Source organism: Variovorax sp. TBS-050B (assembly GCF_029893635.1).
In the GTDB taxonomy this organism is placed as follows: Bacteria; Pseudomonadota; Gammaproteobacteria; order Burkholderiales; family Burkholderiaceae_C; genus Variovorax.
Map to the genome: position 1 here is coordinate 1,585,641 of NZ_JARXYR010000002.1, position 14,276 is coordinate 1,599,916.

Below are 14,276 nucleotides of genomic sequence, written 5' to 3' on the forward strand. Positions count from 1 at the left end.
TCGAACCCACCATGCCCTTCACCACCCACGAACCCCCTTTCCGCTTTCGCCAGGGCACGCGCCCGCTGCTGATCTCGATGCCGCACGTCGGCACCCACGTGCCGCCCGCGCTGGCCGCGCGCCTCACCGACGAGGCGCGCCAGGTGCCCGACACCGACTGGCACCTCGAACGGCTCTATGACTTCGCCGACGAGCTCGGCGCCTCGGTGCTCGTGGCCACGCACTCGCGCTACGTCATCGACCTCAACCGTCCGCCCGACGGCGCGAGCCTCTACCCGGGCCAGAGCGTCACGGGCCTGTGCCCGGTCGACACCTTCGACGACACGCCGGTCTACGGCTCGGCCGACGACCTGCCCGACGAGGCCGAGATCGCCGAGCGCCGCGAGGCCATCTGGGTGCCGTACCACCGCCAGCTGCAGACCGAGCTCGCGCGCCTGAAGGCCGCGCACGGCACCATCGCGCTGTGGGATGCGCATTCGATCCGCTCGGTGCTGCCGCGCTTCTTCGAGGGCAAGCTGCCCGACCTGAACCTCGGCACCGGCAAGGGCACGAGCTGCGATCCGGTGCTCGCTCAGACGCTGCTCGACATCGCCGAGTCGGCCACCGGCTATACCGGCGTGCTCAACGGCCGCTTCACGGGCGGCTACATCACGCGCGAATACGGCAACCCGGCCGCGGGCGTGCATGCGGTGCAGCTCGAGATGACCCAGTCGAGCTACATGCAGGAGCAGCTGCCCTTCGACTACCTGCCCGAAGTCGCGGCGGGCGTGCAGCCGCACGTGCGGCGCATGATCGAGGCGGTGCTGGCGTTCGTCGAGCAGTAGCCGCAGGGAAGGCGGACAGCCGGACGCAGAGGACGCGAAGGTTTCGCGAAAGGCGCGAAAGAAATCAAATTAATTTTTCAGGTTTCCTTTCGCGTCCTTCGCGGAACCTTTGCGCCCTTCGCGTACGGAAGTCCGATCCCGCATTGCAGCGAGGGTGGTCAACCGCGAGCGACAATAACGGCCTATGAAGCCCCCCGTCTACACCCGCGGCCAGGCCCTGCCCGGCATCCTTGCAAAGCGCATCGCCATCCTCGACGGCGCGATGGGCACGATGATCCAGCGCTTCAAGCTCACCGAGGAACAGTACCGCGGCGAGCGCTTCAAGGACTTCGGCCGCGACGTGAAGGGCAACAACGAGCTGCTCTCGCTCACCCGGCCCGACGTGATCTCCGACATCCACGAGGGCTACCTCGCGGCCGGTGCCGACCTGATCGAGACCAACACCTTCGGCGCCACCACCATCGCGCAGGAGGACTACGGCATGGCGGATCTCGCGCGCGAGATGAACTTCGAATCCGCCAAGCTCGCACGCGCCGCCTGCGACAAGTTCAGCACGCCCGACAAGCCGCGCTTCGTGGCAGGCGCGCTCGGCCCCACGCCCAAGACCGCGAGCATCAGCCCCGACGTCAACGACCCGGGCGCGCGCAACGTCAGCTTCGAGGAACTGCGCGCGGCCTACTACGAACAGACCCAGGCGCTCGTCGAGGGCGGCGCCGACGTGCTGCTGGTCGAGACCATCTTCGACACGCTCAACGCCAAGGCCGCGCTGTTCGCGATCGACGAGTACTTCGAGGCGAGCGGCGAGCGCCTGCCGCTGATCATCAGCGGCACCGTGACCGATGCCTCGGGCCGCATCCTCAGCGGCCAGACCGTGACCGCCTTCTGGCACAGCGTGCGCCACGCGCAGCCGCTGGCCGTGGGCCTCAACTGCGCGCTCGGCGCGGCGCTGATGCGGCCGTACATCCAGGAACTGGCCAAGGCCGCGGGCGACACCTACATCAGCTGCTATCCGAACGCCGGCCTGCCCAATCCGATGAGCGAGACCGGCTTCGACGAGACGCCCGACGTCACCTCGCGGCTGCTGCACGAGTTCGCCGACGAAGGGCTGGTCAACATCGTCGGCGGCTGCTGCGGCACCACGCCCGACCACATCGCGGCGATCGGCCAGGCCGTGGCGCCGATGCCGGTGCGCCTGCTGAGCGGCACCCACCACGCCGGCTTCTACAAGGAAGCGGCCTGAACCGCGGGCCGCGGGGCGGTTTGCGCCCGCGGCTGATTGACGCGGGCGGGGCGGCCGCCTAGGCTGGGCGCGCACACCCACGAGAGCCCCGCCATGAACGACAACGACGACAAGCGATCCTTCTTCTCATTCCCGCGGGGCATCCGCATCGCTGCGTTGGCGTTCGCCTTCGCGCTGCCGCTCGCGGCCGCGGCGCAGCAGGCCTACACGCGCGGTCCCGTCAACCTGCGGGCCGGGCCTTCGGGCGACTATCCCCTGGTGGCGCGCCTCTCGCCGGGCCAGCCGCTCGACGTGCTCGGCTGCACCAGCGGTTACGGCTGGTGCGACGTGGTGCTGCCCGACGGCGGGCGCGGCTGGGTCTGGTCGCGCAGCCTCGACTACGCCTGGCAGGCGCAGCGCGTGCCGGTCGCGACCTATGGCGCGGCCATCGGCATTCCGATCGTGACCTTCGTGATCGGCAGCTACTGGGCCGACTACTACCGCGACCGCCCCTGGTACGGCGAGCGCCGCTGGTGGGGCGGCCGCCCGCCGCCGCCGCCCGTGGCCGGCTGGCGCCCGCCGCCGCCGATCCGCCCGGCATGGCAGCCCCGGCCGTGGCCCGGTCCCGGCTTCAAGCCCGCGCCGGGGCCCGGCTACCGGCCGCAGCCCGCGCACGGTCCGCGCCCGCAGCCCGGGCCGGGCTTCCGCCCGCCGTCCGATCCCGGCTTCAGGCCGCCGCGTCCGCAGCCGGTGCAGCGCCCGGGACCGCCGCCTCGTCCGCCGCAGATGCACCCCGGCGGCGGTCGGCACGAGGGTGGCGGTGGCGGGCGTCCGCACGGGAGAGGCGAGGGCGGGGGCCGCGGCGGTGGCGAGGGCGGCGGCAAGGGCGGCGGGCACGGGCCGCACCGCTGATCGGCCGGGGACCGGGGTCAGCGGCCACCGGTCCAGGGATCGAACAGCTTGACGGCGGTCTGCTCGAAATCGCGCACGTTGCGCGTGACGAGCGTGAAGCGGTGTGCAATGGCCGTCGCAGCGATCATCGCGTCGCGGTAATCCTTGGGATCGGGCACGTGCATCGGTGCGCAGAGCATCGCGGCTCTGTCGTCGAACGGGAGGATGCGCCCGTCGAAGGCATCGCGAAGGCCGTCGAACCACCGGCGCAGCGCACCGCCCTGCGGCGGCTCTCTGCGTTCCAGCCGCAGGATGCCCGTCTCGAGTTCGAGCACGGTGATCGCCGACAGAAAGAAGCTGCTCTGCGGAACCGATGCGGCCCATTCCCGGACCGCGGCCGACGGGTTCGGCTTTGCCGTGCCGGAGTTCCGACACGACGTTGGTGTCGAGCAGATACATCAGCCGAAGTCCGGCGTCTTCAGTGCAATGTCGGCGCGCGGCGGCTCGAAGTCGAGATTGCCGGTGTCCGGAAGGCTGTCCATCAACGCGAGCAGCGACATCTCGCCCTGTCCGCGATCGCGGTCGTAGTCCTCGATCCGCTGAAGCACGTATTCCGGCACGCCGCGGTTCGTGATGTAGACCGGCCCCTTGGCGGCCGCACGCTTGGCCGCCGCCACGTCGCGGGTGAAATCGCGGCTCGAAATGCTGGTGACAGGCATGGCGGACTCCCTTGGGCCAGTTTGCTTGTATGTTATGACATTGAGGCGTCGAGGTCAATCGTCAAGCGACGCCTTCTCCGGACGCGGCTCGCGCGCGATCAGCGCCACGAAGCGCTGCGCCCCCAGCCCCAGCGGCCGCTCGCGCGACCACACCACGTCGACCCACAGGTCCAGCCCGTTGCTGAGGTTCTCGAACGGGATCTCCACCAGCGCGCCGGCGGCAACGTGCGGCTTGGCGAAGTTGCGCGGCAGCCAGCCCCAGCCGAGGCCGGCGGTGATCAGGCTCAGCGCGGCCAGCGCGTTGTCGGTGCGCCAGACATGGCGCGCGAACACGAAGCGCGGGTCGCTGCTCGCGAGGTCGCGCCCGGCCACCACGATCTGCCGCGTGTTCGTGAGGTGTTCCTCGCGCAGGCGCTGACCCGCGGCGGCGCGCAGCGCGGGATGGTCGGGCGCCATCACGGCCACCATGGTGTCGCTGCCCACTTCCTGGAAGCCCTCGCGCCCGTCGAGGCTCGGGCGCTCGAACACCAGCGCGAGCTGCGCGCGCCCGCTGTGCAGCAGCGCGAGCGCATCGGCCTGCGGCGCGGCCAGCACCTCGACCTGCAGCAGCGGGTATTCCTGCGCCAGGGCGGCGAGCGGCCCGCTCCAGGGCGCGGCCAGCAGCTCGGGCGCGATCGCGAGCGTGAGCCGGTCCTCCAGCCCCTGCGTGAGCGCGAGCGCCTGCACCTGCAGCTGCTTCAACTGCGCCGCGAGCAGCCGCGCCTGCGGTTCGAGCGAGCGTGCGGCGGCGGTCGGCTGCGGCTCGCGCCCGCTGCGGTCGAACAGCGGCAGGGCCAGCTCGGCCTCGAGGTTGGCGATGGCCATGCTCACGGCCGACGGCACCTTGCGCAGCGCCCTCGCGGCGGCCGAGAAAGAGCCGTGGTCGATCACGGCCAGGAAGACTTCGACGTTGTCGCTCGAGAAGGCCATGGTGCCGATCTATCAACAAAACTGAAACAAGTTAACTTTTTATATCAGCAAGACGCACATAAAGTCCAGCCATTGCCTCCGTCGTTCCAAGGAAAGAAGAAAGCCATGCAGGGTCTACAGCGCCGCGTCGTCTACATCGCCCTCTACGAAGCCATTGCCATCGTGGCTGCCAGCGCCGGCCTGTCGCTGATGACGGGCGCGGGCCTCGGCCATTCGGGCGTGCTCGCGGTCGCGGCCTCGGTGATCGCGGTGATCTGGAACCTGCTGTTCAACATGCTGTTCGAGCGCTGGGAAGCGCGCCAGGCGGTGCGCGGGCGCAGCATCCGCCGCCGCATCGCGCATGCGGTCGGCTTCGAGGGCGGCCTGATCGCGGTGCTGGTGCCGCTGTTTGCCTGGGGCCTGGGCGTGACGCTCTGGCAGGCGCTGGTGATGGACCTGGGGCTGGTGGTGTTCTTCCTGGTCTACACCTTCGTCTTCAACTGGGCCTTCGACAGGGTGTTCGGCCTGCCGGCCTCGGCCGCGCCGGTTGCCGCGTAAAATCGCGCTCCCTTCCAAGGAGCGTTGCAGCGGCGGCCCGTGTTCACCCGGGGCCCGCCGTCAGGCTTGGAAGGCGCCCCGTCCGCCAGGGCAGGACGAAGCCGCAACGACGCTCACCTGAAGATTCCTCCTGCACAGGTGAGCCCCCGATGAGCGACGACGTTTCCACGACCCCTTCCGTTCCCGCGATGAAGCTGGCCGGCCTCGAGCCGGTCGCCATCGACGCCGGGTCGCTGTTCGTCAACATCGGCGAGCGCACCAACGTCACCGGCTCCAAGGCCTTCGCGCGCATGATCCTGAACGGCCAGTTCGAGGAGGCGCTCGCGGTGGCGCGCCAGCAGGTCGAGAACGGCGCGCAGGTGATCGACGTCAACATGGACGAGGCCATGCTCGACAGCAAGGCCGCGATGGTGCGCTTCCTGAACCTGATCGCGAGCGAGCCCGACATCGCGCGCGTGCCGGTGATGGTCGACAGCTCCAAGTGGGAGGTGATCGAGGCCGGCCTGCGCTGCCTGCAGGGCAAGGGCATCGTCAACTCGATCTCGATGAAGGAGGGCGTCGACAAGTTCAAGCACGAGGCCCGGCTCGTGAAGCGCTACGGCGCCGCCGCGGTGGTCATGGCCTTCGACGAGAAGGGCCAGGCCGACACCTTCGCGCGCAAGGTCGAGATCTGCGAACGCGCCTACCGCGTGCTGGTCGACGAGGTGGGCTTCCCGCCCGAGGACATCATCTTCGACCCCAACATCTTCGCGATCGCCACCGGCATCGAGGAGCACGACAACTACGCGGTCGACTTCATCGAGGCGGTGCGCTGGATCAAGCAGAACCTGCCGGGCGCCAAGGTCTCGGGCGGCGTGAGCAACGTGAGCTTCAGCTTCCGCGGCAACGACCCGGTGCGCGAGGCGATCCACACCGTGTTCCTCTACCACGCGATCCAGGCCGGCATGGACATGGGCATCGTCAACGCCGGCATGGTCGGCGTGTACGACGACCTCGAGCCCACGCTGCGCGAGCGCGTGGAGGACGTGGTGCTGAACCGCCGGCCCGATGCCGGCGAGCGCCTCGTCGAAGTGGCCGAGACCGCCAAGAGCGGCGCCAAGGACGACAGCAAGAAGCTCGAATGGCGCGGCACGCCGGAGAACCCCGTGCACGTCAACCAGCGGCTCTCGCATGCGATGGTGCACGGCATCACCGACTTCATCGTGGAAGACACCGAGGAGGCCTACCGCGAGATCCTCGCCAAGGGCGGCCGGCCGCTGCACGTGATCGAAGGCCCGCTGATGGACGGCATGAACATCGTCGGCGACCTGTTCGGCCAGGGCAAGATGTTCCTGCCGCAGGTGGTGAAGTCGGCGCGCGTGATGAAGTCGGCCGTGGCCCACCTCATTCCCTACATCGAGGAAGAGAAGCGCCAGGACGAGGCCGCGGGCCGCGACGTGCGCACCAAGGGCAAGATCATCATCGCCACCGTGAAGGGCGACGTGCACGACATCGGCAAGAACATCGTCACCGTCGTGCTCCAGTGCAACAACTTCGAGGTCGTGAACATGGGCGTGATGGTCCCGTGCCACGAGATCCTCGCGAAGGCCAAGGTCGAGGGCGCCGACATCGTCGGCCTCTCGGGCCTGATCACGCCGAGCCTGGAGGAGATGCAGTACGTGGCCGGCGAGATGCAGAAGGACGACCACTTCCGCATCCGGAAGATTCCGCTGCTCATCGGCGGCGCCACCACCAGCCGTGTGCACACGGCCGTGAAGATCGCGCCGCACTACGAGGGCCCGGTGGTCTACGTGCCCGACGCCTCGCGCAGCGTGAGCGTGGCGCAGAGCCTGCTCTCGGACCAGGCGGCCGCGTACATCGACGAGATCAACGCCGACTACGAGAAGGTGCGCGCGCAGCACGCCAACAAGAAGCAGGTGCCGCTGTGGCCGCTCGCGAAGGCGCGCGCCAACAAGACGCCGATCGACTGGTCGAACTACCTGCCGCCTTGCCCCAAGTTCATCGGCCGGCGCGTGTTCCGCAACTTCGACCTCACCGAGCTCGCGAAGTACATCGACTGGGGCCCGTTCTTCCAGACCTGGGACCTGGCCGGCCCGTTCCCCGCGATCCTCAAGGACGAGGTGGTGGGCACCGAGGCCGTGCGCGTGTATGCCGACGGCCAGCGCATGCTCAAGCGCCTGATCGAGGGCCGCTGGCTCAGCGCGAGCGGCGTGATCGGCTTCTGGCCCGCCAACACGGTGAACGACGACGACATCGAGCTCTACACCGACGAGACGCGCAGCGAAGTGGCGCTGACCTGGTGGGGCATGCGCCAGCAGACCGAGAAGCAGGCGATCGATGGCGTGATGCGCCCCAGCCGCTGCCTCGCCGACTTCGTCGCGCCGAAGGACAGCGGCCTGAAGGACTACGTGGGCGTGTTCGCGGTGACCGCGGGCCTGGGCGTCGAGAAGAAGGAGAAGTACTTCGCCGACGACCTCGACGACTACTCCGCCATCATGCTCAAGGCGCTGGCCGACCGGCTCGCAGAGGCCTTCGCCGAGGCGCTGCACCACCGCGTGCGCACCGACCTCTGGGGCTACGCGCCCGACGAGGCATTGAGCAACGACGAGATGATCGCCGAGAAGTACCGCGGCATCCGGCCTGCGCCCGGCTACCCCGCCTGCCCCGACCACAGCGTTAAGCGAGCGATGTTCGACCTTCTGAACTGCGCGGACATTGGCATGACGCTGACCGAAAGCCTCGCTATGATGCCCGCCGCCAGCGTGAGCGGCTTCTACCTGAGCCATCCCGATTCGACCTACTTCAACGTCGGCAAGATCGGGCACGACCAGTTGCAGGACCAGGCCGCGCGGCGCCAGCAGAGCGAATCCGAACTCGAGCGCCTGCTCGCGCCGAATCTTTGAACCTGCCGGCCGGCGCGGCCGACCGGCCCCGGGAGTTGTTATTCAGAAGCTGATGTTTGCCGCCGCGCACTACGCGGCATGGGTGGTGTTCGTGGTCGCGTGCTGGGGCTTCGGGCGTGCGCTCTTCGCGCGGCTCGCACCGCCGCCGCGGCGCAACGCCTGGCTCGAGGCGGCCATGGCGGCCACCCTCGGCGTCGGTCTCTTCATCTGCGCCTTCCAGCTGCTCGCGATCTTCGGCCTGTTCCGGCGCGAGGCCACGGCCGCGCTGGTCGCGGCGGGCGTGCTCGCCGCGGTGCTGCAGCTGCGCGCCTGGCGGCGCGAGGTGCGTGCGCTGCCGGTGCCCGTCGCGGTTCCGTGGACCCGGCTCGAGAAGATCGGCGCCATCGCGCTCGCGCTGGTGGCGCTGCCTTCGATCGTCGCGCCGCTGGCACCGCCCGCGGCCTTCGACGAACTGATGTACCACCTGCCGTATGCGCGCCTCGTGGCGGACGAGGGCCGGCTCGGCATCCACGGCTGGCTGCGCTACCCCTGGTTCCCGTACAACTACAACCTGCTCTATGCGGGCGCATTGCAGCTCGGCGACGACGTGCTGCCGCACCTGATCAACGGGCTGGCCGGCGCGCTCTCGGTGCTGATGGTGTTCCGCCTCGGCATGCAGCATGCGAACCGGCTCACCGCCTGCATCGGCGCGGCGATCTGGCTCGGCATCGGCGACTACTCGAACGCGCTGATCGACATGGGCGTGGCGCTGTTCGTGCTCATGGCCTGCGTGTCGCTCTGGTGGTGGCGCGAGTCCGAACCAATCGCGGGCGGCATGCGCTGGCTCGGCGTCGCGGCCTTCGGCCTCGGCGTGGCCGCGGGCTCGAAGTACCAGGCGCTGACCTTCCTGCCGCTGGTGGCGCTGTTCGTGGTGTGGCACGAGCGGCGGCCGAAGGCCTGGGCGCTCGCGCTCGCCTGCTTTCTCGTGCCCTGCGTCTACTGGTACGCGCGCAACGCGATCATGACCGGCGATCCGTTCAACCCGATCGGTGCGCGCGTGTTCGGCTTCACCGACTGGATCCCCGCCGACTACGTGCAGCAGGTGGCCGACGTGCGCGACCATGCGGCGCGGCCCAACCTGCTGATCTGGGCCGTGTTCCTCGCGCCCTTCGGCGCGCTCTGGAAGCGCTCGGCCGCGCTGCGCGCCGCGGGCTGGTTCTGCTTCTATTCGATCGCCGTGTGGCTGGTCACCTCGCGCTATCCGCGCTACCTCACGGCCTCGTACCCGCTGATCGCGCTGATGGCGGCGCTGGGCTGGCAGGTGCTGTTCGGCGGGATCGCGGCCGGCCTGCGCCGCCTCTTCGGCGCGCGGCGCGCGGCGCCCGATGCCGGCGAAGCAACCGCCGCGCCCCCGCGCTTCGGGCTCGCGGCCGACTGGGTCGCCGTGCTGCTGCTGGCCGCCCTCGCCGCGGTGTCGATGCGTCAGACGGCCGAGAAGGTGGCGATGATCTCGCCCACGCCCGAGACGCGCGAGGCCTTCCTGCGGCAGAACGTGCCGGGCTACGGGGCCATGGACTGGCTGCGCCGCCATGCCGACGGCCGCGTCTACCAGATCGCGCTCAACGAGGCGATCTACTACGGCCCCAACCCGATCTGGGGCGACACGCTCGGTCCCTGGCGCTACCGCGACTTCCTGCTCCTGCCGCCGCCCGAGATGGCGCGCAAGCTCGCCGGCCTCGGCTTCACCGCCATCGTGATGCCCACCTCGCTGGTGCCCACGCTCGCCACCCGCCCCGGCTTCGACACGCACTTCGCCCTGCTGTACGAACAAGACGGCGGGCGGGCCTACCGTATCCTTTCGCCCGCACCATGACCGAGCCCCAGACTTCCATCGACGCCGCCGGCGCGCCCCTGCGCATCGCCGCGGTGATCCCCTGCTACAACGAGGCGCTCGCCATCGCGCAGGTGGTCGCGCAGTTCCGCGCCGCGCTGCCCGAGGCCGAGATCCACGTCTTCGACAACAACTCCACCGACGACACCGCCGCCATCGCGCGCGCCGCGGGCGCCTGGGTCACGCACGTGGCCGCGCCGGGCAAGGGCAACGTGGTGCGCCGCATGTTCGCCGACGTGGAGGCCGACATCTACGTGACGGTCGACGGCGACGCGACCTACGACGTGGCGAGTGCGCGCCGGCTGGTGGATGCGCTGGTCGCAGGCAACCTCGACATGGTGGTCGGCAGCCGCGTCGACGACGGCCAGAACGCGCTCACCTACCGCGCCGGCCACCGCTTCGGCAACCGCATGCTCACCGGCGCGGTGGCGCAGCTCTTCGGCGGCGGGCTGACCGACATGCTCTCGGGCTACCGCGTGTTCTCGCGCCGCTACGTGAAGTCGTTCCCCGCGCTCTCGCAGGGCTTCGAGATCGAGACCGAACTCACGGTGCATGCGCTCGAGCTGCGCATGCCCTATGCCGAGATCGAGACCGCCTACAGCACGCGGCCCGAGGGCTCGCACAGCAAGCTCTCGACCTACCGCGACGGCTGGCGCATCCTCAGGACCATCTGCAAGCTCTTCGTGAGCGAGCGGCCGCTGCAGTTCTTCTCGATCTTCGCCACGCTGCTGGCGGTGGCGGCGATCGCGCTGGCCATTCCGCTCCTGATCACCTACATGCAGACCGGCCTGGTGCCGCGCCTGCCCACCGCGGTGCTCGCGACCGGCGCGATGCTCGCGGCCATGCTCTCGATGGTCTGCGGCGTGGTGATGCACGCGATCCGGCTCGCGCGCCGCGAGACCAAGCGGCTGCGCTACCTCGCGGTGCCGGGCGTCGGGCAGTTCCGCCGCAAGGCATGACCAAGGCGGGCCGCGAGTTCCTGCGCTTCGCCGCGGTCGGCGCCGCGGGTTTCGTGGTCGACGTGGCGGTGCTCTACCTCGCGGCGCCCTGGCTCGGCTGGTACGGCGCGCGCGTGCTGTCCTTCCTTGTCGCCGCCACGGCCACCTGGGCGCTGAACCGGCGCTACACCTTCACGACGCGGCGTTCGGGCACCTCGATCGTGCGCGAATACCTCGGCTATCTCGTCACCATGCTCGGCGGCGCGGTCGTGAACTACGGCGCCTACGTCGGGGTGCTGCATGCCTTCGAGGGCCGCTGGGTGCCCGCGCTCGGCGTCGCGGCCGGCAGCTGCGCGGGCCTGGTGGTCAACTTCCTGGCCGCGCGGCACCTCGTGTTCAAGGCGCGGCGCGAGCCCTAGGCCAGCACCACCGGGATCTCGGTGGCGGGCGGCGTGTTGCGGCTGCGGCCGCAGCGCACGATGCCGTCGATCATCACCATGCCCACGCCCGGGATGTCGCCGAGCTGCACGCTTTCGAGCAGGCCCGGCGCCGGCGAATGCTGGGCCCGGTCCATGAAGACGAAGTCGGCGTCGCGCCCGACCTCGATCAGCCCGCAGTTGAGCTTGCGGATTTTCGCGGTGTTGCCGGTGGCGAAGCAGAACACCAGCTCGGCCGGGATGTTGGCGATGGACGAGAGCATCGCGATCATGCGCAGGATGCCGAGCGGCTGCACGCCCGAGCCCGCGGGCCCGTCGGTGCCGAGGATCACGCGGTGCGGGCACTTGAGTTCGAGCGCGGCCCTGGCCGCCGCGATCGCGACCTTCTCGTTGCCGTTGTGCACGATCTCGATCGCGCGCGAGCTCTTCTCGCAGAGCTCGCACACATGCGCCTCGGGCAGCGAGGTGTGGCCGCCGTTGATGTGGCCGATCACGTCGGCGTCGGCCTCGAGCACCACGTCCTTGTCGATCAGGCCCGAGCCCGGGATCGAGGGGCCGCCGGTGTGGATGGTGCTCTGGATGCCGTACTTGCGCGCCCAGGCGACCATCTCCTTGGCTTCGTAGCCGGCCTTGACCGAGCCCAGGCCCACTTCGCCGAGCAGGCCCACGCCGGCTTCGGCGAGCTCCTTGAAGTCGCTCTCGACCATGCCCTTCTCGATCACCGGCGCACCGGCGAGCACCTTCACGCCGCCGGGGCGGAAGTTGTCGAAGGCGCGCTGCGCGGTGATGGCCAGCGCCTTCAGGCCCACGATGTCCTTGGGCCGGCCCGGCAGGTGCACCTCGCCGGCCGAGATCATGGTGGTGACGCCGCCGTTCATCGTCGAGTCGATCCAGCCGATCTGGCCCTGGCGCGGCGTCCAGTCGCCGAACACCGGGTGCACGTGGCTGTCGATCAGGCCCGGCGCGACGCAGGTCTTCTTCGCATCGATGACGGTCTTCGCGCCCTCGAGGTCGCAGTCCTTCTGCTTGCCGACCGCGACGATCAGGCCGTCGTTCACCACGATGGTGTCGGCGTCGAGGATGGGGCGGTCGATGTCGCCCGAGAGCAGCAGCCCTATGTTCTGGATGACGACCTTGCCCGACTTGGCGCCGGTTGCGATTTCTGCCATTTGCTTGTGTCCTCGTCGTGGGGTGGGGTGTTGCCTGCGTCCTGCGCCTCGTCCGCGCGCACCGTGCGCAGCAGCGTCTCGATCACGAAGTCTTCCCAGTGCGCGATCGCCTCGGGCGATTCCAGCGGCTCGCCGAGGAAGGCGGTCAGCGTGTGCCGGTTCGAGGTGTAGAAGTAGCCGGTGGAGGCGATCAGCAGGTAGATGTCGCGCGCCACCAGGTCCTTGCGGAACAGGCCCTGCGCCGCGCCGCTCGCGAGGATCTCGGCGATGATCGCCACCGCGCGCGACGAATACTCGCGCGCCCGCAGCGACTTGGCGATGTGCCGGCCCTTGTGCAGGTTCTCGGTGTTGAGCAGCGTGACGAACTCGGGGTTGCGGCGGTAGTAGCCGAGCACGAAGCGGATCACCTCGGTCAGCGCCTCCACGGGTCGCGAGGCATCGAGCGCGATCGCGGCCTCGGCATCGTCCATGCGCTGGTAGATGCCCTCGAGCACCGCGATGAACAGGCCTTCCTTGCTGCCGAAGTAGTAGTAGATCATCCGGTCGTACGACTTCGCGGCCTTGGAGATCTTCTCGACGCTGCCGCCGTCGTAGCCGTACTTCGCGAAGACCTTGGTCGCCGCCTTCAGGATGCTGTCGCGCGTGGCCTGGGCCGCGGCCTCGCGCACGCCGGTGCGGCGCTGGGGCTTGGCGGCGGGTGTCTTGCGTTCGCTCATGGAGGGCAGGCGAGCAGGATCGAAAGCGAATGCCGAACGCAGAGGACGCAAAGGTTTCGCGAAAGTCGCAAAGGAACACCCATGAAGTTTTCGGTTTTCTTCGGCGACCTCTGCGAAACCTTCGCGCCTTCTGCGTTCGGCTGTCCGAATTACTTCTCTGCGAAGGCGCGCTCGACGACGAAGTCGCCGGGCGTGGAGGTGTTGCCTTCCTTGAAACCGCGTTCCTCGAGGATGTGCTTCAGGTCCACCAGCAGGCCGGGGCTGCCGCAGAGCATCACGCGGTCCTCGGTCGGGTTCAGCGGCGGCAGGCCAAGGTCGTCGGTGAGCTTGTTGGTCTTGATCAGGTCGGTGATGCGGCCCTGGTTGCGGAACTCCTCGCGCGTGACCGTGGGGTAGTAGAGCAGCTGCTTCGCGACCATCTCGCCGAGGAACTCGTGCTTGGGCAGGTGGTCGGTCACGAGGTCGTGGTAGGCCAGCTCGTCGACCTGGCGCACGCCGTGCACCAGGATGACCTGCTCGAACTTCTCGTAGGTGTCCGGGTCGCGGATGATGCTCATGAACGGTGCGAGGCCGGTGCCCGTGCCGAACAGGTAGAGGCGCTTGCCCGGCAGCGTGTAGTCGATCAGCAGCGTGCCCGTGGGCTTGCGGCCCACGATGATGGTGTCGCCCACCTGGATGTGCTGCAGCTTCGAGGTCAGCGGGCCTTCTTCCACCTTGATGCTGAGGAACTCGAGGTGCTCCTCGTAGTTGGGGCTCACGATGCTGTAGGCGCGCAGCAGCGGCTTGTTGTTGACCTTCAGCCCGATCATCGTGAAGTGGCCGTTCGAAAAGCGCAGCGCCGGATCGCGCGTGGTGGTGAAGGTGAACAGGCGGTCGGTCCAGTGGTGGACGCTGAGGACGCGTTCTTCGCTGAATGCACTCATACGGAACTCAAGAGTTGGTTGTGGACGGTGAGAGGTGGCTGAGCCGGAATGCACCCTGATGGGGCGGCAGGCACCGGCCGGCTGCGAACCCTCCATTGTCGTTGGTCGGAAAAACCCCGATGAACACCGCGAGAAAACACCATTGCAAGCATCGGGCCCGT

At 69.1% G+C, this 14,276-nt stretch carries 14 protein-coding genes and 1 riboswitch; of the genes, 8 read left to right on the forward strand and 6 right to left on the reverse strand.

Features of this window, described 5'->3' with window-relative positions; all coding sequences use genetic code 11:
- The first annotated feature begins 11 nt into the window (after window positions 1-11).
- The 3 genes from hutG (at window position 12) to M2165_RS10640 (ending at window position 2,955) form a co-directional block, all read left to right on the forward strand.
- Window positions 12-824, forward strand: a complete 813-nt coding sequence (gene hutG / locus M2165_RS10630; protein WP_280814614.1) for an N-formylglutamate deformylase — start codon at window positions 12-14, stop codon at window positions 822-824.
- Window positions 825-1,008: 184 nt separating this feature from the next.
- A complete protein-coding gene (locus tag M2165_RS10635) occupies window positions 1,009-2,064 on the forward strand; it encodes a homocysteine S-methyltransferase family protein (RefSeq protein ID WP_280814615.1) in 1,056 nt (351 codons plus the stop codon).
- A 93-nt stretch (window positions 2,065-2,157) separates the two neighbouring features.
- Window positions 2,158-2,955: an SH3 domain-containing protein gene (locus M2165_RS10640; RefSeq protein WP_280814616.1), complete on the forward strand. Its 798-nt coding sequence runs from the start codon at window positions 2,158-2,160 to the stop codon at window positions 2,953-2,955.
- 17 nt (window positions 2,956-2,972) lie between these two features.
- Here M2165_RS10640 and M2165_RS10645 read toward each other — a convergent pair whose 3' ends face one another.
- From M2165_RS10645 to M2165_RS10655, 3 genes are read right to left on the reverse strand one after another with little or no spacing between them, the layout of a single operon-like run.
- A complete protein-coding gene (locus M2165_RS10645) occupies window positions 2,973-3,389 on the reverse strand; it encodes a type II toxin-antitoxin system VapC family toxin (protein WP_348541059.1) in 417 nt (138 codons plus the stop codon).
- A gap of 3 nt (window positions 3,390-3,392) precedes the next feature.
- On the reverse strand, window positions 3,393-3,653 hold the full coding sequence (locus tag M2165_RS10650; RefSeq protein WP_280814617.1) for a type II toxin-antitoxin system prevent-host-death family antitoxin: 261 nt from the start codon (window positions 3,651-3,653) through the stop codon (window positions 3,393-3,395).
- Window positions 3,654-3,707: 54 nt separating this feature from the next.
- A complete protein-coding gene (locus M2165_RS10655; RefSeq protein ID WP_280814618.1) occupies window positions 3,708-4,622 on the reverse strand; it encodes a LysR family transcriptional regulator in 915 nt (304 codons plus the stop codon).
- A 105-nt stretch (window positions 4,623-4,727) separates the two neighbouring features.
- Between M2165_RS10655 and M2165_RS10660 the strand changes: the two genes are divergently transcribed.
- From M2165_RS10660 to M2165_RS10680, 5 genes are all read left to right on the forward strand, one after another.
- Window positions 4,728-5,159, forward strand: coding sequence for a PACE efflux transporter (locus tag M2165_RS10660; protein ID WP_280814619.1), 432 nt, complete (start codon window positions 4,728-4,730; stop codon window positions 5,157-5,159).
- Window positions 5,160-5,169: 10 nt separating this feature from the next.
- Window positions 5,170-5,281, forward strand: a riboswitch (S-adenosyl-L-homocysteine riboswitch).
- A 27-nt stretch (window positions 5,282-5,308) separates the two neighbouring features.
- Complete coding sequence (gene metH / locus M2165_RS10665; RefSeq protein ID WP_280814620.1) at window positions 5,309-8,062, forward strand: methionine synthase; 2,754 nt, start codon at window positions 5,309-5,311, stop codon at window positions 8,060-8,062.
- 52 nt (window positions 8,063-8,114) lie between these two features.
- Window positions 8,115-9,914, forward strand: coding sequence for a hypothetical protein (locus M2165_RS10670; RefSeq protein WP_280814621.1), 1,800 nt, complete (start codon window positions 8,115-8,117; stop codon window positions 9,912-9,914).
- Window positions 9,911-10,891 carry a glycosyltransferase family 2 protein gene (locus M2165_RS10675; protein ID WP_280814622.1) on the forward strand — a complete coding sequence of 327 codons (981 nt, stop codon included), beginning with the start codon at window positions 9,911-9,913 and terminating at the stop codon, window positions 10,889-10,891. Before M2165_RS10670 ends, M2165_RS10675 begins: the two co-directional genes overlap by 4 nt.
- Entirely contained in the window at window positions 10,888-11,289 is a 402-nt protein-coding gene (locus M2165_RS10680) for a GtrA family protein (protein ID WP_280814623.1), read from the forward strand. The genes M2165_RS10675 and M2165_RS10680 overlap by 4 nt, the downstream gene beginning before the upstream one ends.
- On the opposite strand, the gene M2165_RS10685 is transcribed toward M2165_RS10680, so the two are convergent.
- The 3 genes from M2165_RS10685 to M2165_RS10695 form a co-directional block, all read right to left on the reverse strand.
- Complete coding sequence (locus M2165_RS10685; RefSeq protein WP_280814624.1) at window positions 11,286-12,476, reverse strand: amidohydrolase family protein; 1,191 nt, start codon at window positions 12,474-12,476, stop codon at window positions 11,286-11,288. The two genes, M2165_RS10680 and M2165_RS10685, sit on opposite strands and share 4 nt — an antisense overlap.
- Entirely contained in the window at window positions 12,422-13,192 is a 771-nt protein-coding gene (locus tag M2165_RS10690; RefSeq protein WP_280814625.1) for a TetR family transcriptional regulator, read from the reverse strand. The genes M2165_RS10685 and M2165_RS10690 overlap by 55 nt, the downstream gene beginning before the upstream one ends.
- Before the next feature lie 149 nt (window positions 13,193-13,341).
- A complete protein-coding gene (locus tag M2165_RS10695; RefSeq protein WP_280814626.1) occupies window positions 13,342-14,115 on the reverse strand; it encodes a ferredoxin--NADP reductase in 774 nt (257 codons plus the stop codon).
- Window positions 14,116-14,276: the final 161 nt, after the last annotated feature.